The organism is Arsenicicoccus dermatophilus (assembly GCF_046267915.1).
GTDB lineage: Bacteria > Actinomycetota > Actinomycetes > Actinomycetales > Dermatophilaceae > Arsenicicoccus > Arsenicicoccus dermatophilus_A.
Map to the genome: position 1 here is coordinate 1,202,301 of NZ_CP176520.1, position 20,346 is coordinate 1,222,646.

Consider the following 20,346-nt stretch of genomic DNA (forward strand, 5'->3'; position numbering starts at 1 on the left):
CGGCCTGGACGGTGCGGTGTCGCCGCCGGGGGTCTGTCGGCCCTGCGTGGCACGATGCGCGTATGCCGAGAAAGACCACCCCCCAGGCCCCCGCGGTGGCCGACGCGGACGGGGCCGAGGTCCCGACCAGCGACGCCGAGGTCGCCGACGCCTCCGTGGCGGCGCGGCACGAGTGGACCGAGGTCGCCGAGCGGGTGCGGGACGCGCAGGAGCGCTACTACGGCACGGACTCGCCGACGATGTCCGACGCGGAGTACGACCAGCTGATGCGCCGGCTGCAGCAGCTCGAGGACCAGTTCCCCGACCTGCGGACGCCGGACAGCCCCACCCAGCAGGTCGGGGCGGCGCACCGGGCCACCGACTTCGCGCCGGTGCAGCACCGGGAGCGGATGCTCAGCCTGGACAACGTCTTCAGTCCCGACGAGCTCGCCGAGTGGCTGGCGCGGGTGGAGCGCGGCCTGGAGGGCGCGCCGCACTACCTGTGCGAGCTCAAGATCGACGGGCTGGCGATCGACCTGGTCTACGAGCACGGAGAGCTCGTGACGGCAGCCACCCGCGGCGACGGCCGGGTGGGGGAGGACGTCACTCCCAACGTCCGCACCATCGAGGGCATCCCGCACCGGATCACCGGTGACGTCGTGCCCGCGCTGCTGGAGGTGCGCGGCGAGATCTTCTTCCCGATCGAGGCCTTCGGCGACCTCAACGCCCAGCTCGTCGAGCAGGGGCGGGCGCCCTTCGCCAACCCGCGCAACGCTGCGGCAGGATCCCTGCGGCAGAAGGACTCCCGTGTCACGGCGACCCGCCCGCTGCACATGCTGGTCCACGGCATCGGCGCGCGCGCGGGGCTCTCGCTCACCCGGCAGAGCGAGGCCTACGAGCTGCTGCGCGGGTGGGGCTTCCCGACCACCACGCACCATCGGGTGCTGCAGACGCCGCAGGAGGTGCTGGACTACGTCGCCCACCACGGCGAGCACCGCCACGACGTGGAGCACGAGATCGACGGCGTGGTGGTCAAGGTCGACGAGCTCGCGCTGCAGGGGCGCCTCGGCACGACCTCCCGCGCGCCCCGCTGGGCGATCGCCTACAAGTACCCGCCCGAGGAGGTCAACACCACGCTGCTCGACATCCGGGTCAACGTCGGTCGCACCGGCCGGGTGACGCCGTACGGCGTGATGGAGCCGGTCAAGGTCGCGGGCTCCACGGTCGAGATGGCCACGCTGCACAACGCCTTCGAGGTGCAGCGCAAGGGCGTGCTCATCGGCGACACCGTGGTGCTGCGCAAGGCCGGCGACGTGATCCCGGAGATCCTCGGCCCGGTCGTGGACCTGCGCGACGGCAGCGAGCGGGAGTTCGTGATGCCCACGCACTGCCCGGCGTGCGGGACCGCCCTGGCGTACGAGAAGGAGGGCGACAAGGACATCCGCTGCCCCAACGCCCGCTCCTGTCCCTCCCAGCTGCGCGAGCGACTCTTCGGGCTCGCCTCGCGGGGCGGCTTCGACATCGAGGCGCTCGGGTGGGAGGGCGCTCTCGCGCTGCTCGACTCGGGCGTGATCGCCGACGAGTCCACGTTGTTCGACCTGACGCCCGAGGCCATCGCCCGGGTCCCGCTCTACACCCGGGCGGCCAACCGCAAGGAGCAGGCCGACCCGGGCGCCGTCCCCGCGCCCGGCATCGTCGACGGCCGGGTGCTGTCCGCCACGGGCCGCAAGCTCGTCGACAACCTCGCCAAGGCCAAGGACCAGCCGCTGTGGCGCGTCCTGGTCGCCCTGTCCATCCGCCACGTCGGTCCCACCGCCGCCCGGGCGCTCGCCACCCACTTCGGCTCGCTGGACGCCATCCGGGCCGCCTCGGTCGAGGAGCTCGCCGGGGTCGAGGGCGTCGGCGGGGTGATCGCCGAGTCCGTGATCCAGTGGTTCGAGGTCGACTGGCACCGCGAGATCGTCGACCGCTGGGCGGCGGCCGGCGTGCGTATGGCGGACGAGCGCGACGAGTCCGTCGAGCGGACCCTGGAGGGCCTGACCGTCGTGGTGACCGGCTCGCTGGAGGGCTACACCCGCGACAGCGCCAAGGAGGCGATCATCACCCGCGGCGGCAAGGCCTCCGGATCGGTCTCCAGGAAGACCGACTTCGTCGTCATCGGCGAGGGGGCGGGCACCAAGGCCGCCAAGGCCGAGGAGCTGGGGCGACCCATCCTGGACGAGGCCGGCTTCGTGCGGCTGCTCGAGGGCGGGTCAGCGGCGGTGCTCCCGGCCGAGGCGACGGAGTCGACCGAGGGCGAGCAGCCGGACGACGAGCAGCGGGACGGTGCCCCGTCGGACAGCACCCCGACGCAGTCCGACGCCGCTGCGGGTCCTGCCTGACCGCAGCCGCGAGCACGCCTGGTCGCGACCGGACAGCACCGCGGCGCAGCCGAACAGCACCGCGGCGCAGCCGAACAGCACCGCGGCGCAGCCGACCCGGGGGCGGCGCGGGTCGTCCGGCTCCGGCGGCGACGTCGGCCGGGCCAGCACGAGCAGCGCCACGCCCCGGCTGCGATGGGCAGGCGGGGCGTGGCGGCGTGCGCAGGTGGGGGCGGCCGGTCAGCCGAGCGCGTTGGCGACGGTGACCCGACCCTGGCTGTCGGCGTAGGTCATCCGCGCGGTGTGGTAGATCCGGTTGGCGTAGGCATAGCCGGTGGTGGACTTGTTCCAGGCGGCATACAGCAGGGCGAGCTTGCCGCTCGGGTCGACGAACGCCGAGGCCCCGCCCGGTCCCCAGATGCCCTGGGTCGAGCTGGTCTTCAGGACGGGGTAGGTGAAGATCCGGCCGCACGTCGACCGCGGGGACGCGCAGTGGGTCTCACCGGTCGCGTAGCTCGCCGTCTGCCACAGGTTGCCCGAGTGGAAGAGGAAGTAGCGACCGCCCCAGTAGACCATCGAGGGGTTCTCGACCAGGGTGCCCTCCCAGGTCTGGGAGGTGCGCAGCAGCAGGGCCGAGCTGACGCCGGGGACATAGCTGGTCGCGGCGTCCTGGAAGGTCCCGGCCTCGTTGATCGGGATGCTCAGGATCTCGGTGGGCTTGCTGCCCGGCACACCCTCGTTCTTGAAGATCAGGTGCAGCTGGCTGGTCTTGGGGTCGCGGAACAGGTCCGGGTCGATCGATCCGTGCGGGTCCGACGAGCACACGACCGGCTTGGTGGTCCGGTCGACGAAGGGGCCCTCGGGGGACGTGGCGGTCGCGAGCGAGATGCACTGGCGGCCGGTCGCATAGCTCTGCTGGGCGACGTAGGCCAGCAGGTAGCGGCCGTCCTTCAGTCGCTCCACGGTGGGGGCCCAGGCGCCGACGCACCACTTGTCCTCGGCGGCGCTGGTGCCGTCCGAGTGCGCCTTGCAGCGGCTGCGGTCGGCCCAGGCGGCCACGTCCGGGAGGGCGTCGTTGTAGTACGGATCGACCCGCAGGGTGCCGTTGTAGACCTTGCGCAGGCCGGGGTAGTAGGTGCCGGTGCGAGGGTTGATGCCCTTGTTGGGCAGCGGGTCGCCGGTGGCGCCGTAGGCACGACGGGCGATCCACGACTTCGTGTCGACCGAGTGCATCACCGGCAGGTAGGACCCGCCGGTGTTGGTGCCGTAGGCGTAGTACGTGCTGCCGACCTTGAGGACGTCGGGGTCGGCAAACTCGCCGACGTAGGTCGTCGCCGGCTTGAACCAGCCGGTGTCGGTGGCGGCCTGGGCGGCGGGCGCGGCGGGCTGGGACACCACCGCGCCGGCGGCGGCGCTGGCCGCGAGCACGGCGGTGGCAGCCGCCCGCAGGAGGCGGTGTCGTCGGGGGGAGGCGTAAGTAGTCACGCCGTGTACTCAACGGTAGTTGAATTCTCGACGGAGAGTTACCACGATGGGTTACCTCGGGTGGCGGACTGCCTGGTCCGCCATCCGCGTGGAGTCACCGAACCGGTCGGAGCAAGGCCGTAACGTCCGAGGTCCGGCGTCCGCGACGGCCGACGTGCGAGACACCACACCTGACCACGCCGGTCACGCCGCGCTACGGAGCGACGCCCGGGAAGGTGGTCGCCTCAGCGCAGATCGGGCATGCCGTGGGTCGTGACGGTGAGGCGGGTGGCGGTGAAGGCGATCTCGTCGTCGATGAGGTAGAGCGCGAACGTCTGCCTGTTGTCCCACCACAGGTCGGAGGCCTGGCCCCGGTGCTCGTCCGGGGCGACGGGCGTGTCCAGGCGCCAACGCAGGATGCGGGCGCCCGCGAAGTGCATGCGCAGGACGGGGCCCGAGCTGCGCTCGTGCGTGAACAGCAGCGTGAGGGTCCGCTCGAGGAAGCGGACGTCGACTCCCGCACAGGCGAGCTCGTGCAGGGTGACGTAGGTGCCGTCGGTCGTCACGAACTGGTAAAGCGAGCCTCGGTCGTGGTGGGCGATGCCGACGAGCTCGACGGGATCGCCCGTCGGGACGCCGCCGTGCGGGAAGTGCTCGTCGAACAGGTACGGACCCGGCGCGTCGCGTCGTCTGCGTGGCCACACCCACGAAGCATGGCACGAGGCCGCCACCCACGGACGGCCCTGATCGCCCGTCCGCCCCGCCGGGCTCGCCGGACGGGCGGGCGACGTGGCGGATCACTCAGCGCCACTAGACTGCGGCGCATGTCTTCCCTGTCCCGCGACCAGGTCGCCCACCTGGCCAGCCTCGCGCGCATCGAGATGACCGATGCCGAGCTCGACACGATGGCCGGGGAGCTGGCCGTCATCCTCGACTCCGTCGCGCAGGTCGGCGAGGTCGCCGCCGACGACGTCCCGCCGATGTCGCACCCGATGCCCCTGACCAACGTGACCCGGCCCGACGAGGTCAGGCCCGGCCTCACCGCCGCGCAGGCCCTGTCCGCAGCGCCCGAGCAGGAGCTCGACCGCTTCCAGGTGCCCCGGATCCTGAGCGAGGACTGACCATGACGACCACCGACCTCACCCGGCTCACCGCCGCCCAGATGTCCGAGGGCCTCGCCGCCGGCGACTTCACCGCCGTCGAGCTGACCCAGGCCCACCTCGACCGGATCGCCGCCGTCGACGGCGCGGTCCACTCCTACCTGCACGTCGACGCCGAGGGCGCTCTCGCCACGGCCCGCGAGGTCGACGAGCGGCGAGCCCGGGGCGAGCAGCTGCACCCCCTCGCCGGCGTCCCGATCGCGGTCAAGGACGTGATGACCACGACGGGCCTGCCCACCACGTGCGGCTCGAAGATGCTCGCGGGCTGGGTGCCGCCGTACGACTCGACCGTCGTCGCGCACATCAAGGCCGCGCGGATGCCGATCCTCGGCAAGACCAACATGGACGAGTTCGCCATGGGCTCGTCCACCGAGCACTCGGCCTACGGCCCCTCCCACAACCCCTGGGACCTCGAGCGGATCCCCGGCGGCTCCGGCGGTGGCTCCTCCTCGGTCGTGGCGTCCTTCCAGGCCCCGCTCGCGACCGGCACCGACACGGGCGGCTCGATCCGTCAGCCCGCGGCCGTGACCGGCTCGGTCGGCACCAAGCCGACGTACGGCGGGGTCTCGCGCTACGGCCTCGTCGCGCTCGCCTCCTCCCTGGACCAGGCGGGCCCGTGCGCGCGCACCGTCCTGGACACCGCCCTGCTCCACGAGGTCATGGGCGGGTACGACCCCCGCGACTCCACCTCGATCGACGCCCCGGTCCCGCCGGTCGTCGAGGCCGCCCGCAACGGCGACGTCCGCGGGATGCGGATCGGCGTCGTCACGGAGCTGTCGGGCGAGGGCTACCAGGCCGGGGTGCAGCAGCGCTTCGACGAGACGGTCGCGCTGCTCGAGGCCGGGGGCGCCGAGATCGTCGAGGTCTCCTGCCCGCACTTCCGCTACGCCCTGGCGGCGTACTACCTGATCCTGCCGTCCGAGGCGTCCAGCAACCTCGCGAAGTTCGACGCCATGCGCTACGGCCTGCGGGTGGCGCCCCGGGGCGTCGACGCCCCCAGCGCCGAGCAGGTCATGGCGGCCACGCGCGACGCGGGCTTCGGCCCGGAGGTCAAGCGCCGCATCATCCTCGGCACCTATGCCCTGTCCAGCGGCTACTACGACGCGTACTACGGCCAGGCGCAGAAGGTCCGCACGCTGATCGCGCGGGACTTCGAGGCGGCCTTCGAGCGGTGCGACGTGCTGATCAGCCCCACCGCGCCGACGACGGCGTTCACGATCGGCGACAAGATCGACGACCCGATGGCGATGTACCTCAACGACATCGCCACCATCCCGGCCAACCTCGCCGGCACCCCCGGCATGTCGGTCCCCACCGGACTGGCCCCCGAGGACGGGCTGCCGGTCGGCATGCAGATCCTCGCCCCCGCGATGGCCGACGACCGGATGTACCGCGTCGCCGCCTACGTCGAGCGCGAGCTCGAGCAGACCTGGGGCGGGCCGCTGCTCGACCAGGCGCCGGCGCTGCCCGGCGACGAGACCCGGAAGGACCGCTGACATGGCCACGACCCACGTCGAGGAGGTCCTCGACTACGACGAGGTCCTCGAGCGCTTCGACCCTGTGATGGGGCTCGAGGTGCACGTCGAGCTGAGCACCGCCACCAAGATGTTCTGCTCCTGCGCCACGACCTTCGGGGCCGAGCCCAACACCCAGGTCTGCCCGGTCTGCCTCGGCCTGCCCGGCGCGCTGCCCGTGGTCAACGCCAAGGGTGTGGAGTCCGCGATCCGGATCGGCCTGGCCCTGAACTGCGAGATCGCGCAGTGGTGCCGGTTCGCCCGGAAGAACTACTTCTACCCGGACATGCCCAAGAACTTCCAGACCTCGCAGTACGACGAGCCGATCGCCTTCGGCGGCTACCTCGACGTGACGCTGGACGACGGTGAGGTCTTCCGGGTCGAGATCGAGCGCGCCCACATGGAGGAGGACACCGGCAAGTCGCTGCACATGGGCGGCGCCACCGGACGCATCCACGGCGCGGACTACTCGCTGCTGGACTACAACCGCGCGGGGATCCCGCTGATCGAGATCGTCACCAAGCCGGTCACCGGTGCGGGCGAGCGGATGCCGGAGGTCGCCAAGGCCTATGTCTCCGCCATACGCGACCTGATGCGCGCGCTCGACGTCTCGGACGCGCGGATGGAGCAGGGCTCGATGCGCTGCGACGCCAACGTCTCGCTGATGCCCAAGGGCGCGGACCGCTTCGGCACCCGCACCGAGACCAAGAACGTCAACTCGCTGCGGTCGGTCGAGCGGGCGGTGCGCTACGAGATGCAGCGCCATGGCGCGATCCTCTCGGCCGGCGGGACGATCCTGCAGGAGACCCGGCACTGGCACGAGGACACCGGGGTGACGACGTCGGGCCGCGAGAAGTCCGACGCCGAGGACTACCGCTACTTCCCCGAGCCGGACCTGGTGCCGGTCGCCCCGAGCCGCGAGTGGGTCGAGGAGCTGCGGGCCACCCTGCCCGAGCCTCCCGGTGTGCGGCGCAAGCGGCTGCAGGGGGAGTGGGGCTACTCCGACCTGGAGATGCGGGACGTCGTCAACGCCGGCGCCGTCGAGCTGATCGAGGCCTCCGTCGCCGCCGGTGCCACCCCGCCCGCCGCCCGCAAGTGGTGGATGGGCGAGGTCTCCCGCCGCGCCAACGACCAGGCCAAGGACCTCGCCGACATGGGGGTCACCCCGGAGCACGTCGCCGAGCTGGACACCATGGTCCGCGACGGCCGCCTCAACGACGCCATGGCCCGCCAGGTCATGGACGGGGTGCTGGCCGGCGAGGGCTCGCCCCGCGAGGTCGCCGACGCCCGCGGGCTGGAGCTGGTGCAGGACGACTCAGCGCTGGAGGCCGCGGTCGACGAGGTGCTCGGCCGCAACGCCGACATCGTCGCCAAGATCAAGGACGGCAAGGTCCAGGCGGCGGGCGCCCTGATCGGCCAGGTCATGAAGGCCATGAAGGGTCAGGCCGACGCCGCCAAGGTGCGCGAGCTGATCCTGGCCAGGTGCCGGTGACCGGATGACGAACGACGGCGGCGCCCGTCGCGTCCGGGGACTCTCCCGGGTGCGGCGGGCGCTGCGGCGTCTCGGTGTCGGGGTGCTCGGGCTCGTCGCGGCCCTCACGGTCCTGGCACTGGTGACCTGCTGGGTGATCTCGCCTCCGGACACGCTGGCCGCACCCGACGGGGCGGACGTGCAGGTGGCGGGCACCCGGGTCCACTACCGCGAGTGGGGTGGCGGCCCAGGGCAACCGATCCTGCTGATCCACGGGTTCGCCGAGCACACCGTCGTCTGGGAGCCGAGCGCCCGGCTGCTCGCGGGCACCCGCCGGGTGGTGGCGGTGGACCTGGAGGGGCACGGCTACACCGAGCGGACCGGGCGCTACGACCTGGACCACCAGGTGGCGCTGGTCGACGGCCTGATCGCGCAACTGGGCCTGGACCGACCCGCGGTGGTGGGGCACTCCATGGGCGCCGCCGTCGCTGCCGGGCTGGCGCTGCACCACCCCGACCACGTGGGCGGGATCGTCCTGGCCGACGGGGACGCGCTGCCCTTCCGCCGCGAGGACGGCTCGGACGAGCCGCGCTCCGGCCCGCCCTCGTGGCTGCTGCACAGCCCCTGGGTCCTCGCGGCCTACCGCGTGGGCACCCGCTGGTCCTGGCTCGACGAGCGGATCGTCCGGCAGCAGTGCGGCTCTCGCTGCCTCGCCGTCACCCCCGAGCTGGTGGAGGCCTGGATGCGACCGATGCGTCAGCGGTCGACGGAGCAGGCCTTCCCGGCGCTGGCGGGGTCGGGGGTGCTGCACCTGACGCCGGACGAGCTGCGCCGGATCACGGTCCCGCGCGCCATCGTCTGGGGCGCCGAGGACGCCACGTCCGGCGGTTCGCTCGCGCTGGCGCAGGACTACCTCGGCCGGCCGCGGACGATCGAGATTCCCGGCGCCGGGCACCTGGTGATGGTGGCCGACCCGGCGGCCTTCGCACGCGCCGTCGAGCAGCTCGTCGCGGGCTTCTGATCGCGTCCCCCCCGGGCCACGGGGCCCGGGGGCTGAGGGTGGCGCCACGGGGGCCGAGGGTTGCGCTGCGGCGGGACGGGACGGGACGGGCCGCGGGGCTGCGGGCGGGTGCCCCGCGGGGCGATGGGGCGGTGGGCGCCATACCGCCGACATCCCGGTCCGGCAGGCAGCGTGGCGTGTCATCCTCAGGCCATGCCCTCGCCACGGATCAGCTGGCCCGACGTCGCCGACCAGGTCCGGTCCTGGGCCGAACGGACCCTGGGCTCGCCGGTGGTCCGGTGGCACCCGCAGACCGGCGGCTGGTCGCCCGGCACCGCGGACCGCCTCGTGTGCGCCGACGGGACCCGGGCCTTCCTGAAAGCCGCCCACCCAGGGCTCAACCCCCTGACGCCGGACTTCTACCGACGGGAGATCGCCGTCGCCCGGCTCCTCGGACCGGCCGTGCCCTGCGCGCACCTGCTCGACGCCCACGACGACGGCGAGTGGGTCGCCCTGCTGCTCGAGGACGTCGAGGGGCGGCACGCCCAGCTGCCCTGGCGGCCCGACGAGCTGGCGGCGATCCTGGACGCCCTGACCCGGCTGGCGACGGCGACGACCCCCGTGTCGATCCCGGGATCCTTTGCGCCACCGAGCGGTACGAGCAGACCTTCGCGGGCTTCGCGAGGCTGCGGGCGGAGCCGTCGGCCGACCTCGATCCCTGGGTGACCGCTCGGCTGGACCGGCTCGACGACCTGGCGCGGCTGGGGCTGGCGGCGACCTGGGGGAGCAGCCTGGGTCACGGCGACCTGCGCGCCGACAACCTGCTCGTCCAGCCGGACGGGACGGTGCGGATCGTCGACTGGCCCCACGCCAGTCGCGGCGCTCCGTGGTGCGACGGCGTCAGCCTGGCGGTGGACGTCGCCCAGCACGGGGGCCTGGTCGGCGGCGCGGACGTGCTGGCCGTCCTGGAGCCCTGGGCCCTCGGGCTCGGCGCGACGAGCGATCAGGTCACGGGCTTCCTGGCCGGTATGGCGGCGTACTACGCCGACGCGGCCCGTCACCCCGCGGTCCCCGGCCTGCCCACCCCGCGCGTCCACCAGGGGCAGGCCCGCGACGCCGCGATGCTGCTGTTGCGGAGCCGCCTCGCCTGATCCTGGGCATACCCGCAGGGTCGAGTCGCCCGTCGCGCCGGGCCGGGCGTCAGCTGCGCAGCGCGGCGTCGGCCGTCCGGGTGAAGGCCGCGTGCCCGGCGCGGTCGGGGTGGAAGGACTTGTAGTCCGGAGTCCACATGGACCCCACGACGCCGTTGACCCAGTTCGTGGTCGTGGGCGCGCAGGCGTCGTGGCGGGCGGTGTCGGTATGGAGCCAGGTCCACGCCGTGTTGGCGTAGCGCACCGGGATGCCGCTCTGGCGCAGGGCGTTGATGCGGGCGGAGTAGGCATTGTTGACGGAGTTCATCAGGCCGCGGACCGCCGTTGCCGCGGTGCTGTCGATCCCGGTGCACCGCCCGGAGGGGTTGCTGGGCGCGTCGATGACGAGGGGATAGCCGGCTACGACGATCTTGGCCCGCGGCGAGCGGGTGTGGATGTCGCGGACGATCTGCTCGAGGTTGCCGGTGACCGCAGGCACGGCCGCGGCGTAGTGCGCCGTGATCCCCTGGCAGGCCTCGGTGCTGTCCTGCACGCACGTCGTCACGACGGGCCAGTAGCCCAGGTCGTTGGCGCCGACGGTCAGCATGACCAGGCTCTCGGATCCGGTGAGGACGTCCATCTGGTAGGCGGGCTCGCCGAGCTGGGTGGGGACGCGGCCCTGGTCGGTGACCGGACGCACGTTGCGGTCGATGTTGGTGGTGCGGGCGCCTGCGCAGGCGACCTGGCGGTAGGAGTAGCGGGTGTTGCGCTCGTTGATGGCGCCGAGCCCGTTGCCCCAGTCGAGCTGGCGCTGCCAGGACAGGGGTGACCGGTGGCACTGGTTGCCGGCGCGGTCGGTCCCGGCGTCGTAGGAGAACAGCCCCTCGCCGGAGGCGAAGGAGTCGCCGAGGGCGACCACGCGGGGCGCGGCGGCGACAGCGGCCGGTCGGGCGGCGGCGACAGTGCCGGCCGAGGCCGCCTGGGCGGCGGTCGGGGTCGGAGCGGCCGCCAGCGCGACCACGGAGCAGGCGACGGCGGCCATGATGGACGGGTGCCTCGGCATGGTGATCCCCCCCTGGATCGACGGATGGCGTCGAGAGGAGCCTAGGCCCGTCCTGACCTGCGTGAACGGTGGTCCATCCGGATACCCGCGAGGGGCTGCCGCACAGCCGACGACGACTTCGCACCGTGCCTCGGCGCCTGCGGAGCGTGGCTGACCCTGATTGCTACGCAGAGAGTTGAAAGAAATGCGAAGAATGACATCATGAGGTGAACGGACTAAGAGCAGCTGGACCGCGGGCGTGTCCCGCCGCAGGGTCCCTAGCGTCGTGATCGCTGTCACTGAAAGGGCCTCTGCCGCAGTGACTTCAGCCCGACGCCCGTCGGGTGTCGGGGACATCCACACGTCTTGGGGGAGACCGTGTCTTCTGTCCGTCTGCGCGCCCTGAAGGGCGCAACTCTCACCGTGGCCGCCCTCGCAGGCGCCGCCGTCAGCCCGCTCCTCGCGCAGGAACGCCTCCTGCTGGGGCTGGGCATCATCGCCACCCTCGTCGGCGCCGGTCTGATGTTCGCGACACCTGCGCGCGACCACGGCCGGGTCGTCGCCGGGGGACACCTGGTCCTCCACCTGGCACCCGTCGGGTTGCTCATGGTGGCCTATCCAGTCGCGGCGACCAGGATCACCTCGGGCCTCGACAGGGTCCCGCTGCTCACCATCCTGCTGGCCGCGTCGGCCTCGGTGCCGTGGCTCAGCCAGGCGGGATGCCTGCCGCTCTACCGCGTCATCGGCGACATGCTCCCGGTCCTGGACCGGGCGAGCCATGACGACGTGGCGCATCGTCTGGTCCAGGCCTGGCCCGGCGTCCTGCTCCGGACGGCCCCCGTCGTGCTGCTGTTCGCCATACCTCTCGAGCTCGTCCTGCGCTGGCCGCTGCGCGTCTGGCTGGTGCTGGTGCTCCTGCTCCTGCTCCACCTGGTGTTCGCGCAGTCCGTGGTGCTGGCCAACGTCACCCAGCGCCGGCTGCGCTGGGCGGTGTCCTGGCTGGCGTATGCCGCAGCGCTGCTGGCCGCCCCGACGTGGTGGCCCCTTCCCGCGATCCTCGCCACCGCGGTCCACGTGGTGCCGCTGCTGCGGGCCGACCGCGCCGCTCGCACGGCGGCCGGGGCCGTCGCCACCGCCCGCCGGTCCCGCCGCACCGCGGTGCCCCTGGCGCAGACCTGGCAGGACGTCGTCCGCGGGTTCCTCATGGGGTCGGTCCTGTGGGCGGACAAGCTGCTGCTCTTCGTGATGACCGCCGGCCTGTTCCAGGTGGACGTCGTCTACCTGGCCATGCTGCCGGTGGTGCTCGCCTACAACTTCTACTTCGTGCGGGTGGCGCCGGCGTTCGACCGCGACGTGATCCGTCTGCGGCACGCGCTGGAGCGCGAGCCCCTCGCCGGGCTCGCGAGCACCACCCGCGAGCTGGTCCACGGGACGGTGGCGGGGCTGTCCCGGACCGCGGGGATCGCCGGCGTCCTCACGCTCGGGATCGTCGGCATCATCTCGGTGCTGCGCCCGCACCTGGCCTCCCTCGCGGCCGCGGTGGCCCTCGCGTCGTGGGTGTTCATGGCGGTCACGCTGCTGAGCTACAAGCTCGACTACGTCGGGCACCGCACCAGCGCGATGGTCGTCGGGGCCGTCCACCTCGTGCTCGTCGTCCTGGCCTTCGCCACCCTGTCCGCCACCTCGGCCTACGTCGCGCTGGCGATCGGGGACTGCGCCCTGCTGGTCGTCACGGCCTACCTCGTGCAGCGTGCCTGGTCCTCACCCGCATACACCCTCTTCTGGCGCCACGCCACCTCCTGGTGACCCAGGACTCCTCCGACCGAGAGCGAGGACCCCATGAGCTTCCTGATCGACGACACCCCGGACCTCGACCTGCGCCACGAGGTCGAGCACGCCGCCCGCCTGCACCCGCGGGCAGCTCGCGGCGTGTCCGACCCGGCCTACCCCGACGTGGACGTGGCCATCGTGATGGAATCCACCTATCCCTACCTCAAGGGCGGCGTGTCGGCCGTCGTGCACGACATCATCCTGGGCAATCCCGACCTCGACTTCGGGATCATCCATCTGTGCTGGGACTCGACCTCGCCCGCCCAGGATCTCTACGGCATGCCGAGCAACGTGCGTTGGGTCAAGCCGCGCTACCTGTCGATGCGGGAGCACGCCGGCACCTTCCTGGCGGCCCGGGTGGCAGACCTGCGGATGCCGGCCGCGCGGCGCCGGGACCTCGCGCACCGGCTCGTGGATGCCCTGGAGGGCATCCCGGGCGGCGACGTCGAGCCCTTCTGGTCGCTCTACGACGACCACATCAGCCCGACGAGCGACCGGCCGGCCCTGTGGGGGCTGCTCGGGTCGCGCGAGCTGATGGAGACGGTCCAGCAGCGGATGGGCTACCTGGACCTCCCGCTCGCCGAGGCCTTCTGGCTGCTGCGGGAGTTCTTCTCGCTCACCTACGCCGTCCTGGCGGAGCCGATGCCCCGCGCCCGGGTCTACCACGCCCACACCACGGGCTACGCCTCGCTGCTGTCGGCGGCCGCGGCCCGCGAGCACGGCACCTCGTTCTTCCTCACCGAGCACAACCTCTACGTGCGCGACACCGTCAACACCCTGCTCGACCGGGAGATGAACCTCACGGTGTCCGCGGACGACTACCGCACCTTCGACGTGGGGGCGGTGCACCGCGCCTGGATGGCCTGGTGGATCGAGATGGGCCGGCTGTGCTACCCGGCGGCCGACCTGATCTCCTACCTCTATCCCTCCGCGATCGCCGAGGCCGACGCCCTGGGGTCGCCCACCGAGCGCGCCGTCGTGGTGCCCAACGGCATGACGATGAGCCAGTTCGACGACGCCTACGAGGCGAGGCGTCAGGAGACCGAGGCCCGGGCCGACAAGCGCGACCCCCTCCGGCTGGCCTACATTGCCCGGGTCGTCCCCATCAAGGGCCTACTCGACCTGATCGACACGGCCGCCCTGCTGGTGGAGCGGGGCATCGCGGACTTCGTCATCGACGTGTGCGGCCCGACCGAGCACGTGCCGTGGTACTTCGAGAAGTGCCAGGACAAGGTCGCCGCCAAGGGCCTGGAGGACCACGTCGTCTTCCACGGCACCGTCAAGGTGCGCGAGCTGCTCGGCGGCTTCGACCTGCTCGTGCTGCCGAGCTACAACGAGGGGCAGCCCATCGTGGTGCTCGAGGCGATGACGGCGGGGATCCCGACGGTGGGCACCGAGGTCGGCGGGATGCGGCAGCTCATCCACGACGACCTGGTCACCGGCGACGAGGTGTGGGGCCCCTGCGGGCTGCTCACCACGCCGGGCGACCCCGTCGAGATGGCCGACCGGATCGAGGAGGTGCTCACCGACCACGAGCTCTACCGCACCCTGGCCTACAACGCCCGCGAGCGTGTCCGCACGACCTTCCAGCTGCACGACGTGACCTCGACCTACAACACGATCTACCGGTCGCTGGGAGGGCTTCCGCTCCGTTCGGACGAGCTCGCCGAGTCGCTCCTGCCCAGCGGCGAGACTGCCGAGGGCTTCGGGTCCAGCACGTGGTTCCAGGACGTCCAGCGGCACGTCCGCGAGGCGTCCGGGTCGACCTCCTGGCGCGCCCAGGCCGGTCGCCTGTGAACCGTCGCCAGGCAGCCTGGATCAGGTATGGCGGCCCGATCGGGCGCGCTGAGCTCGAGGACGCCGCCCGGCGGTGCTCGGTGGCGATCCTCCAGCCCTGGGAGACCGACGCCGCCGCCTATCTGAAGCAGGCCGCGCCCGACCTGGTGGTCCTGCAGTACCGCTGCCTGTCCTCGGTGCGCGACTACGAGCCAGGGCCGACGTACAGCTCGGGCGTCTCGTGGGCGCAGGCCGAGGAGCACGACTGCGACTGCCCCGAGGGGGAGGAGTGGTTCGCGCGGCGACGGGACGGCTCCCGGGCGGAGTGGGCGGGGTATCCCGGCCACTGGCAGATGCGGCACTGGGTGCCGTCATACCGCCGTGCCTGGCTGGCGAACGTGCAAGAGGCCTTGACCGGCACCGCTTTCGACGGGGTGATGGCGGACAACGACGTCTTCGACGACTACTACGAGCTGGGCCTGCCGCTGCTCGACGGGACCACGGTGGACGACCTGCGTGCCTCGCTGGACGACTTCGTCCCGTGGGTGGGCCGGGCTCTCGTCGAGGGCGGCTGGATCCTCGTGCCGAACGTCGCCGAGTCGCGCCGCGACCCGGGGCGCTGGGCCCGGCACGGGGCCTACGGCGGTGCCTTCGAGGAGTGCTGGCTGTCGTGGTCGCCCGGCACCTTCCTCAGCCCCGGCGACCAGCTGCGGCAGCTCGTCCAGGTGATGCCCGGATCCGGGCCGGAGCTGGTCGTGGCGCGGATCGCGACCGACGGCTCCTGCGGCGAGCAGGCCCACCCGGCCTTCCGCTACGGGCTGGCGGCGTGGTGGCTCGTGGGGGAGGGGCGGCCCGGCGGCTTCGCCGCGACCGCCCACGACGACTACTCCGGCCCCGTGCCGTGGGTGCCGGAGCTGGGCTGGGACCTGGGTCGGCCGCTCGGCCCGGCGCGGGTCACCGCCAACGCCCTGCACCGCGACTTCGAGGGCGGGTGGTGCGCCCTCCACGTCGCGGAGGCCGGCACCGAGGCGGTCCGGATCACGACCCCGGCCGGGCTCGTGGACCGCGAGGGTCGCGCCGTGGCCGAGGTGACGCTGGCCGCCGCGGAGGGGGTGCTCCTGCGCCGGCCGTGACTGCTGCGTGTCGCGGAGCCCGGAGCCCGGGTCAGGACCGAGGCGTGAGACTTGGGTCCTGACCCGGGGCGTGAGGCCAGGTCTGGGGCCGGGACGGTCCCGCGGGCTCTGCGACGCGCAGCGCGCGGGTCAGCGACGGCCACCGCCGAGCAGGCCGCCGAGCACCTGGGTGATGATCCGGCCGGTGTCCAGGCCCGGTTCGGACTGGGGCGGCAGGTCCTGCTGGACCGGGGCCTGCCCGGGGACCGTCTGGGTCTGCGGGGTCTGCGCGCCCTGACCGGTGGCGCGGCCGAGCACCGAGCCGAGGATGTCGGTGAGGATCGAGCCGGTCGCGCCACCCTGCCCGGTGGCCTGGCCCTGCGGCAGGCCCATGCTGCCGCCGGCGCCGGCCTGGCCCAGCACCTGACGGGCGAGCCAGGCCATGACGATCGGGGCCAGGATCGGGATGAGGCGCTGCACCAGCGGACCCGCGACGCCCTGCAGGCCACCGAGCTGCTGGGCCACGGCGCCCTGCTGCTCGCCGAAGATGTGCTGCGCGATCGCCTCGCCGTCGCGGGTGTCCACCTGCCCCAGGTCGACCGGTCCCTCGCCCGGCCCGCCCTCGTGCTTCGACAGGGCCTCGACGATGGACGCGGCGCCGGCGGGGTCCGCGGCGTTGGCCTGCAGGCCGCCGAGCAGCGCAGGCAGCGCGACCGCGGCGGCCTGCTGGACCTCCTCGGGGCGGGCGTCGAGCTGGTGGGCCAGGTCGGCCACGGGCAGGGAGCGAAGGATCTCGTCGACAGCGGACATGGGGTCTCCTCGTGCGGGGGATGGTGCTGGGTCGACCACAACCTAGCGCCCCCGCGGACGCCCGGGTCCATCGCCATACGTCGCTGCCGTGGCCGTGAGGACCGCCGCCGACCTGGCTGGTCCGGCGTCAGGCGGAGGACCAGCGGGTGGGCGAATCGTTCGACACCGTGGTGCTGCTCGCTCGCCGAGCGTGCTCGCGTGCCTGGTGGCAGACTCCCGTCATGGCCGAGGACACCGTCGTCACGCGCAACGACCACCTGCACCGCTACGAGGTGCGCCGCGACGGTGAGCTCGCCGGCTTCGCCGACGCCCACCTCGACGGCGAGGTGCTCGTCGTGCCGCACACCGAGGTCGATCCGGCCTTCGGCGGCATGGGTCTGGGGAGCGCTCTCGTGCGGGGGATGCTCGACGACGTCCGCGAGCGCGGGCTGCGGGTGGAGCCTGCCTGCTCCTTCGTCGCGTCCTGGCTGGACAAGCACCCGGAGTATGCCGACCTGCGGGCCTGATCAGCCCGGCTCGGCCACCGCGCCCGCCCCCGCGACCAGGGCACCGTCGAGGAGGGTGACCAGGCTGCCGGACAGGTCGCCGGGGGCCACGTGCGCGGGGTCGAGCAGATGCTGCAGCGCCCCGCCCTGGAAGGTCGCGTAGACAAGCCGCGCCAAGACCAGGCTGTCGATGGGCAGCTGGACTCCCCGGCGCCCGAGGTAGGCCTGGAGGACGGCCGCGATCTCGCGCAGGTTGTGGGTCACGACCTCGCGCCAGGCCGCGCCCGCCGCGGGCTCACGGATCGCGTGCAGCATCAGCTCGGTCTGCAGCAGCAGCCACTGCTCGCGCTCGCCGGGCAGCTCGGTCCAGGTGGTCAGCACCTCGTGGAGCAGCTCATCGGGGGTGAGGTCGGCTCGCCGGGTGAGCTCGGCGACCCGCGCGCGCAGCGCGGCGCTGCGCTCCTCGACCAGGGCGATGACGAGGTCGTCGCGCGAGGTGAAGTTGGAGTAGAACGCGCCCCGCGTGAATCCCGCCCGCTCGCAGATGTCCTCGACGGTCGTGCCGTGCAGCCCCCGGTCGGCGAAGGCCGCCGAGGCCGCAGCCGGCAGTCGCCGTCGGGTGGCCTGGCGACGAGCGGATCGCGGGGTCTCCGGGTGGGGCAGTGCCATGTGCGCAGACTATCCACGGGTCGTCGGCACGGATCTGCGGCGGCGTGCGGTCGGGGACCGCCGGTGCCACGGCGTCGGCGTCCGGCCTCCAGCCAGGTCGCGGCAGGCCGCCCGGCTGGTGCTGCGGGCCTGGGCCACCACGTCGACCACCTGCCCGCGACGGTGGCCCGCACGACCTGCCCGTTCCTGACCTGCGCCGCGCGCCGGGGCCGGGTCTGCACGTCGTCCGGCGTCCGGACCGCCCGGCCGCGGCCCTCGCCGGGCACTCCGACGCAGCGCCGCGACCCGCTCCCCCCGGAGCCCGCCGATGGGTGAGGATGGCCGTATGACGACCCCCACGCGCACCCTGGTCCTGATGCGTCACTCCGAGGCGGCCACCGGTGGCCCCGACCACGATCGGCCGCTCACCGAGCAGGGGCTGGCGGACTCGCGGGCCGCGGGGCGCTGGCTGGCCCGGCAGGTCGGGGAGATCGACCTGGTGGTGCTGTCCGACGCGGTGCGCACCCGGCAGACCTGGGAGGCAGCCGTGGAGGGCGGCGCGATCGCTCGGCAGGTGCGGGCCACGGAGACGATCTACGAGGCCTCGCTGGACCACCTGCTCGCCGAGGTCGCCCACCTGCCCGACGAGGCGACCACCGTGCTGATGCTGGGCCACGCGCCGGGGATGCCCATGCTCGTCAACACGTTGGCCTCCTCCGACAGCCCGGTCGCGGTGGCCGAGGCGCTGGACCAGGGCTTCCCGACGACGACGGTGTGCGTGCTGGAGGCGGACCGGGAATGGCTCTCGGTGGGCGCCGCGACCGCCGACCTGGTGGCCGTGGAGGTGCCCCGCGCCTGACCCGGGTGCGACCCGGGCCGGAGTCGGCTCACAGGCCGAGCGCCCGATAACGCTCGAACCGCCGCCGACGACGCTCCTGCTCGTCCAGCGCCAGCACCGCCAGGATCTCCTCCCGCAGCGCCTCGCCCATGGCCCGGCAGAAGGCCACCGGTGCCTCCGCGGCCTCCGGCTCCTCCAGCACCACCCGGTCGACGATGCCGGCGGCCAGCAGGTCCCGGGAGCGGACTCCCTGGGCCTGCGCCATCTGCGGGGCCCGGCTGGTGTCGCGGTGCACGATGGCGCTCGCGCCCTCCGGCGGCAGCGGCGACAGCCAGGCGTGCTGGGCGGCGAGCACCCGGTCGGCGGGCGCCAGGGCCAGCGCGATGCCGCCGGTGCCCTCGCCGAGCAGGACGGACACCGTGGGGGAGGGCAGGGTCACCAGGTCGGCCAGGCAACGGGCGATCTCCCCGGCGAGACCGCCCTCCTCGGCCTCCTTGGACAGAGCGGCGCCACGGGTGTCGATGACGGTGACGAGCGGCAGGTGCAGCTCGCTGGACAGCCGCATCCCGCGCCGGGCCTCGCGCAGCGCGGCCGGCCCGAGCTGCTGGGACTCGCTCTGGCCGCGCCGGCACTGACCGAGGACCACGCACGGCGCCCCGCCGAAGGTCGCGAGCGCCAGGAGCAGCCCCGGGTCGGACTCGCCCGCGCCGGTGCCGTTGAGAGGCACCACGTCCGCGGCGGCGTACTTCAGCAGCCGCCGCAGCCCGGGGCGATCCCGCTTGCGGGACAGGGTGATCGAGTCCCAGGCCGGCAGGTCCGGCACCTGCGGCTGCGGCTGCGGGTGCTGCTCGGGCAGGCCCTCGGTCTCGGCGAGCATCACCGTCAGCGCCCGGTCGGCGATGTCCGCGAGATCCTCGGGGGCGAGCACCGCGTCGACGATGCCCTTGTCGTGCAGGTTCTCCGCCAGCTGTACGCCCTCGGGGAAACGCTCGCCGTGCAGCGCCTCGTAGACCCGCGGCCCGAGGAAGCCCACGAGCGAGCCGGGCTCGGCCACGGTGATGTGGCCGAGGGAGCCCCACGAGGCGAGCACCCCGCCGGTCGTCGGGTGCCGCAGGTAGACGAGGTAGGGCAGGTGGGCGGCCTTGTGCGCCATGACGGCCGCGGTGATCTTGACCATCTGCAGGAAGGCCGTCGTGCCCTCCTGCATGCGGGTGCCGCCCGAGACCGGGGCGGCCAGCAGCGGCAGCCGCTCGCGCGTGGCCCGCTCGATCGCGAGCACCAGGCGCTCGGCGGCCGCCACGCCGATCGACCCGCCCAGGAAGCCGAACTCGCACATCACCACGGCGACCCGGCGTCCACGCAGCCGCCCCTCGCCGGTCACCACCGACTCGTCCAGCCCGGTGCGCTCCCGGGCGACCCGCAGCTCCTCGGCGTACTCCTCGGTCAGGGGGACGGGCACCGGCTCGACGTCCCAGCGGGCGAAGGTGCCGTCGTCCAGGACGAGGTCGACGAGCTCGAGGGCGGTGCGGCGGGCGTGGGTGGCCATGGGTCCTCCTGGGGGTCGCGCCCCAGTGTCCCAAGGTGCACCGCGACCCGGCGGGTCGTGCGGCGCAGGTCACAGCGCGTGCGGGTGGTGCGTCCGTCCGTGACCGTATGCCGAGACGACACCGCCCACCCTTTGACGGGACGGGGGGTCTGGGGGACCGTTGTCCGGTGGCCACCCTCCT

18 protein-coding genes are annotated in these 20,346 nt (G+C 73.2%); 12 read left to right on the plus strand and 6 right to left on the minus strand.

Features of this window, described 5'->3' with window-relative positions; all coding sequences use genetic code 11:
• Positions 1 to 62 precede the first annotated feature (62 nt).
• Positions 63 to 2,360: an NAD-dependent DNA ligase LigA gene (gene ligA, locus ACK2IS_RS05945; protein WP_409485225.1), complete on the plus strand. Its 2,298-nt coding sequence runs from the start codon at positions 63 to 65 to the stop codon at positions 2,358 to 2,360.
• A gap of 219 nt (positions 2,361 to 2,579) precedes the next feature.
• Here the strand turns inward: ligA and ACK2IS_RS05950 are convergent, their stop codons facing one another.
• The gene (locus ACK2IS_RS05950; RefSeq protein WP_409485226.1) at positions 2,580 to 3,824 is read right to left on the minus strand and encodes a family 43 glycosylhydrolase; all 1,245 of its coding nucleotides are present in this window, start codon (positions 3,822 to 3,824) and stop codon (positions 2,580 to 2,582) included.
• 224 nt (positions 3,825 to 4,048) lie between these two features.
• Positions 4,049 to 4,507 (minus strand): hypothetical protein, encoded by a 459-nt coding sequence (locus ACK2IS_RS05955; RefSeq protein ID WP_409485227.1) that lies wholly within the window; start codon positions 4,505 to 4,507, stop codon positions 4,049 to 4,051.
• A gap of 120 nt (positions 4,508 to 4,627) precedes the next feature.
• Between ACK2IS_RS05955 and gatC the strand changes: the two genes are divergently transcribed.
• The 6 genes from gatC to ACK2IS_RS05985 all read left to right on the plus strand — a co-directional run bounded on the left by gatC (position 4,628) and on the right by ACK2IS_RS05985 (position 10,099).
• Positions 4,628 to 4,924, plus strand: coding sequence for an Asp-tRNA(Asn)/Glu-tRNA(Gln) amidotransferase subunit GatC (gatC, locus tag ACK2IS_RS05960; RefSeq protein ID WP_409485228.1), 297 nt, complete (start codon positions 4,628 to 4,630; stop codon positions 4,922 to 4,924).
• 2 nt (positions 4,925 to 4,926) lie between these two features.
• On the plus strand, positions 4,927 to 6,459 hold the full coding sequence (gatA, locus tag ACK2IS_RS05965) for an Asp-tRNA(Asn)/Glu-tRNA(Gln) amidotransferase subunit GatA (RefSeq protein ID WP_409485229.1): 1,533 nt from the start codon (positions 4,927 to 4,929) through the stop codon (positions 6,457 to 6,459).
• A 1-nt stretch (position 6,460) separates the two neighbouring features.
• A complete protein-coding gene (gatB, locus tag ACK2IS_RS05970; RefSeq protein ID WP_409485230.1) occupies positions 6,461 to 7,969 on the plus strand; it encodes an Asp-tRNA(Asn)/Glu-tRNA(Gln) amidotransferase subunit GatB in 1,509 nt (502 codons plus the stop codon).
• A 4-nt stretch (positions 7,970 to 7,973) separates the two neighbouring features.
• Positions 7,974 to 8,969: an alpha/beta fold hydrolase gene (locus tag ACK2IS_RS05975; RefSeq protein ID WP_409485231.1), complete on the plus strand. Its 996-nt coding sequence runs from the start codon at positions 7,974 to 7,976 to the stop codon at positions 8,967 to 8,969.
• A 192-nt stretch (positions 8,970 to 9,161) separates the two neighbouring features.
• Positions 9,162 to 9,674, plus strand: coding sequence for a hypothetical protein (locus ACK2IS_RS05980; RefSeq protein WP_409485232.1), 513 nt, complete (start codon positions 9,162 to 9,164; stop codon positions 9,672 to 9,674).
• Complete coding sequence (locus ACK2IS_RS05985) at positions 9,671 to 10,099, plus strand: phosphotransferase family protein (RefSeq protein ID WP_409485233.1); 429 nt, start codon at positions 9,671 to 9,673, stop codon at positions 10,097 to 10,099. The genes ACK2IS_RS05980 and ACK2IS_RS05985 overlap by 4 nt, the downstream gene beginning before the upstream one ends.
• A gap of 49 nt (positions 10,100 to 10,148) precedes the next feature.
• Here ACK2IS_RS05985 and ACK2IS_RS05990 read toward each other — a convergent pair whose 3' ends face one another.
• On the minus strand, positions 10,149 to 11,141 hold the full coding sequence (locus ACK2IS_RS05990) for an SGNH/GDSL hydrolase family protein (RefSeq protein WP_409485234.1): 993 nt from the start codon (positions 11,139 to 11,141) through the stop codon (positions 10,149 to 10,151).
• Between the two features lie 357 nt (positions 11,142 to 11,498).
• Between ACK2IS_RS05990 and ACK2IS_RS05995 the strand changes: the two genes are divergently transcribed.
• From ACK2IS_RS05995 to ACK2IS_RS06005, 3 genes are read left to right on the plus strand one after another with little or no spacing between them, the layout of a single operon-like run.
• Positions 11,499 to 12,926, plus strand: a complete 1,428-nt coding sequence (locus ACK2IS_RS05995; RefSeq protein WP_409485235.1) for a hypothetical protein — start codon at positions 11,499 to 11,501, stop codon at positions 12,924 to 12,926.
• 33 nt (positions 12,927 to 12,959) lie between these two features.
• On the plus strand, positions 12,960 to 14,747 hold the full coding sequence (gene pelF / locus ACK2IS_RS06000) for a GT4 family glycosyltransferase PelF (protein ID WP_409485236.1): 1,788 nt from the start codon (positions 12,960 to 12,962) through the stop codon (positions 14,745 to 14,747).
• A complete protein-coding gene (locus ACK2IS_RS06005; protein ID WP_409485237.1) occupies positions 14,744 to 15,859 on the plus strand; it encodes a putative glycoside hydrolase in 1,116 nt (371 codons plus the stop codon). The genes pelF and ACK2IS_RS06005 overlap by 4 nt, the downstream gene beginning before the upstream one ends.
• 129 nt (positions 15,860 to 15,988) lie before the next feature.
• On the opposite strand, the gene ACK2IS_RS06010 is transcribed toward ACK2IS_RS06005, so the two are convergent.
• Positions 15,989 to 16,648 (minus strand): DUF937 domain-containing protein, encoded by a 660-nt coding sequence (locus ACK2IS_RS06010; RefSeq protein ID WP_409485238.1) that lies wholly within the window; start codon positions 16,646 to 16,648, stop codon positions 15,989 to 15,991.
• A gap of 170 nt (positions 16,649 to 16,818) precedes the next feature.
• Here ACK2IS_RS06010 and ACK2IS_RS06015 point away from each other — a divergent pair, with 170 nt between their 5' ends.
• The gene (locus tag ACK2IS_RS06015) at positions 16,819 to 17,154 is read left to right on the plus strand and encodes a GNAT family N-acetyltransferase (RefSeq protein WP_409485640.1); all 336 of its coding nucleotides are present in this window, start codon (positions 16,819 to 16,821) and stop codon (positions 17,152 to 17,154) included.
• Here ACK2IS_RS06015 and ACK2IS_RS06020 read toward each other — a convergent pair whose 3' ends face one another.
• Positions 17,155 to 17,802, minus strand: a complete 648-nt coding sequence (locus ACK2IS_RS06020; RefSeq protein ID WP_409485239.1) for a TetR/AcrR family transcriptional regulator — start codon at positions 17,800 to 17,802, stop codon at positions 17,155 to 17,157.
• Between the two features lie 325 nt (positions 17,803 to 18,127).
• On the opposite strand from ACK2IS_RS06020, the gene ACK2IS_RS06025 reads away from it, so the two are divergent.
• The gene (locus tag ACK2IS_RS06025; RefSeq protein ID WP_409485240.1) at positions 18,128 to 18,640 is read left to right on the plus strand and encodes a SixA phosphatase family protein; all 513 of its coding nucleotides are present in this window, start codon (positions 18,128 to 18,130) and stop codon (positions 18,638 to 18,640) included.
• 28 nt (positions 18,641 to 18,668) lie between these two features.
• On the opposite strand, the gene ACK2IS_RS06030 is transcribed toward ACK2IS_RS06025, so the two are convergent.
• On the minus strand, positions 18,669 to 20,165 hold the full coding sequence (locus tag ACK2IS_RS06030; RefSeq protein WP_409485241.1) for a carboxyl transferase domain-containing protein: 1,497 nt from the start codon (positions 20,163 to 20,165) through the stop codon (positions 18,669 to 18,671).
• Positions 20,166 to 20,346: the final 181 nt, after the last annotated feature.

What these genes read in the sequence shown, in the direction of transcription:
- gatA (WP_409485229.1), top strand. Translation starts at nt 4,927, where the DNA reads ATGACGACCACCGACCTCACCCGGCTCACCGCCGCCCAGATGTCCGAG.
- ACK2IS_RS05980 (WP_409485232.1), top strand. Translation starts at nt 9,162, where the DNA reads ATGCCCTCGCCACGGATCAGCTGGCCCGACGTCGCCGACCAGGTCCGG.
- ACK2IS_RS05975 (WP_409485231.1), top strand. Translation starts at nt 7,974, where the DNA reads ATGACGAACGACGGCGGCGCCCGTCGCGTCCGGGGACTCTCCCGGGTG.
- pelF (WP_409485236.1), top strand. Translation starts at nt 12,960, where the DNA reads ATGAGCTTCCTGATCGACGACACCCCGGACCTCGACCTGCGCCACGAG.
- ACK2IS_RS06030 (WP_409485241.1), bottom strand. Translation starts at nt 20,165, where the DNA reads ATGGCCACCCACGCCCGCCGCACCGCCCTCGAGCTCGTCGACCTCGTC.
- gatB (WP_409485230.1), top strand. Translation starts at nt 6,461, where the DNA reads ATGGCCACGACCCACGTCGAGGAGGTCCTCGACTACGACGAGGTCCTC.
- ACK2IS_RS06025 (WP_409485240.1), top strand. Translation starts at nt 18,128, where the DNA reads ATGACGACCCCCACGCGCACCCTGGTCCTGATGCGTCACTCCGAGGCG.
- ACK2IS_RS06020 (WP_409485239.1), bottom strand. Translation starts at nt 17,802, where the DNA reads ATGGCACTGCCCCACCCGGAGACCCCGCGATCCGCTCGTCGCCAGGCC.
- ACK2IS_RS05990 (WP_409485234.1), bottom strand. Translation starts at nt 11,141, where the DNA reads ATGCCGAGGCACCCGTCCATCATGGCCGCCGTCGCCTGCTCCGTGGTC.
- ACK2IS_RS06010 (WP_409485238.1), bottom strand. Translation starts at nt 16,648, where the DNA reads ATGTCCGCTGTCGACGAGATCCTTCGCTCCCTGCCCGTGGCCGACCTG.
- ligA (WP_409485225.1), top strand. Translation starts at nt 63, where the DNA reads ATGCCGAGAAAGACCACCCCCCAGGCCCCCGCGGTGGCCGACGCGGAC.
- gatC (WP_409485228.1), top strand. Translation starts at nt 4,628, where the DNA reads ATGTCTTCCCTGTCCCGCGACCAGGTCGCCCACCTGGCCAGCCTCGCG.